This window comes from Leuconostoc falkenbergense, assembly GCF_014634805.1.
Classification (GTDB): domain Bacteria; phylum Bacillota; class Bacilli; order Lactobacillales; family Lactobacillaceae; genus Leuconostoc; species Leuconostoc falkenbergense.
Window position 1 is genome coordinate 1 of sequence record NZ_BMBS01000082.1, and the last position, 2018, is coordinate 2018.

Annotated in this window: 2 protein-coding genes and 1 pseudogene; all 3 read right to left on the reverse strand. The window is 31.9% G+C overall.

Going from position 1 to position 2018, the window contains the following annotated elements:
- Window positions 1-416: pseudogene (locus tag IEU71_RS09985) on the reverse strand (conjugal transfer protein); the annotation flags it as partial.
- Window positions 417-485: 69 nt separating this feature from the next.
- A complete protein-coding gene (locus IEU71_RS09990) occupies window positions 486-1076 on the reverse strand; it encodes an ATP-binding cassette domain-containing protein (protein WP_004912132.1) in 591 nt (196 codons plus the stop codon).
- A gap of 11 nt (window positions 1077-1087) precedes the next feature.
- Window positions 1088-1843 carry a hypothetical protein gene (locus IEU71_RS09995; protein WP_004912129.1) on the reverse strand — a complete coding sequence of 252 codons (756 nt, stop codon included), beginning with the start codon at window positions 1841-1843 and terminating at the stop codon, window positions 1088-1090.
- Window positions 1844-2018 lie beyond the last annotated feature (175 nt).

A 2018-nucleotide genomic window follows, 5' to 3' on the forward strand; every position in this document is an offset into this window, starting at 1 on the left:
AGCTTCATATCTTCGGTATTGGTCGATGATGATAAAGTGACATTCTTAGCAAAATAAGGCGTAACCTTATCTAACCAAGCATCAGACTTACTTTTATCAAATGTATAGTAAGCCGTCACAAAGTTTGCCAAGTATTGCCCCACGATTGGGTTATAACTGGTTGTCCCTGCACTGGCTTTATCAAGTCTGGTCGTAAGATTAGTGATGTTATGCCTTAATTCACGGTTTTTAATCGCTACACCATTGGCTAAGACTAAAACATAGGCAAAATAAAGCACTAAGATAATCAACAGACCAACAACAATTTTACGTACTTTACTCAAATTATAAACATGTGCTTTTGGAATTTTTACCGCTTTATCTTTTTGTTTCTTTTCATACTCAAAATTTACTTTGAGTTTTGGGAGACCACGCATTTCACACCCCCTTTCATAAATTCATTTAATTTTTTCAATAAAAAAAACATGTTTCCATGTTTCAAAAAATTACAACTTTATCAAATTAAGATCAAATTGTTTTAATTGATCAGAATGGTGAGAAGTCATAATGACAATTTTGTGTTCATTGATAACGAGATCATTGATCATACTCAAGATAACAGGCGCATTAGTTTCATCAACGCCACTTGTTGGTTCATCAAAAATGTAAACCTCTTTATCTAATAAACACTGACCGTAGGTTAAAACAATTTGTCGCTCACCACCAGATAATTGTCCCATTCTAGTGTCCCAAATCGAATCCAATAAATTTTTCCTCACCGTTTGCGCATTTTCATACATTTTTGTTTTTGGTTTGTTGTTCAGTTTACTATAAAATTCAACTGTCTGTGCAACAGTCAAAGTCGGAAAAAAATGAACTTGTTGTAATTGATAGGCGATTTTTTTGTATGAAGGAATTCCTATTTTTTCACCAACAGCTCCTTTGGGTCCTACTCCAGCTACAAAGTCTAATAACGTACTTTTCCCAGCTCCATTAGCACCCATAACAATATTCATTTTACTTTTTGAAAACGACACATTTAAATTAGTCGAAAGCTGACGATTACCAAACGTTACAGAATAATTTTTAACTTCCATGGTTTTGCTCCTTACACTCTATCTGCAATCGCATTTACAGAGAATTTGGAGATAGAATAAATGCCGATGATTGCATAGCAAACACTGACAATAACCATTTGAAGCCAAATTCCAGCACTAACTACCCCAATATTAAATATCATGTTTTGTATTTGTATTGACATTTCAGTCACAAAACTCAACGGATTAAACAGATTTAACAGACCAGTAAATGAATAAGATGTTGGCACTGACATGATAAAAAATAATCCAAATAATATTATGCCAAGAAGTATGTTAACGGACTCAATCTTAATTCTGAATATCAATAAAATACTACCTACTAGCGTCACTGGTAAGGCTGATAATATTGCAACAGTTACTCCTGACAAAAATAATTTGAAGCTGATTTGATGTATGATTATCATCACCACAACATTAAATACACTAATCTCTAAACAAATTATGGCTAATTGAACTAGAAATATTGCAGTAACAATTTTTATTTTAGATCCTACCACAAACAACATTTGTTTATAAAACCCTTGTTCTCGTTGAACAATTAAGGACACAACAACATTGTTGAGTATAGTCACAGATATGATGTAAGCCCAAAAATTTCCAAGTACTTCAGCTGTGGTAGTATTAAAATGATTTGTGGCAGAAGAGAGATTTACATTGTTATAAATAAAGTAAATAATCGGAAGTAACAAATTATACACAAAAGCAAACTTATTACTCATTATATTAATCATATAGACTTTACATAAAACCATTATATCTCTCATCATGTTCTCCTCAATATGTAATAACAATAGGTTTTATTATATACTATCAAGAAGTTTTTAGGTAGCCTATACAAGAATAAACATGCAATATTTTTTAAAATAAGGTAGATTGTAAAATTAAACCGAACACTTGAATAAAAAAGCCGCAGCGCCTTTAATGGTAATTGTCTAAAAC

Bases quoted from the DNA above. Each gene is read 5' to 3' on its own strand.
- IEU71_RS09990 (WP_004912132.1), bottom strand. From the start codon at position 1,076: ATGGAAGTTAAAAATTATTCTGTAACGTTTGGTAATCGTCAGCTTTCG.
- IEU71_RS09995 (WP_004912129.1), bottom strand. From the start codon at position 1,843: ATGAGAGATATAATGGTTTTATGTAAAGTCTATATGATTAATATAATG.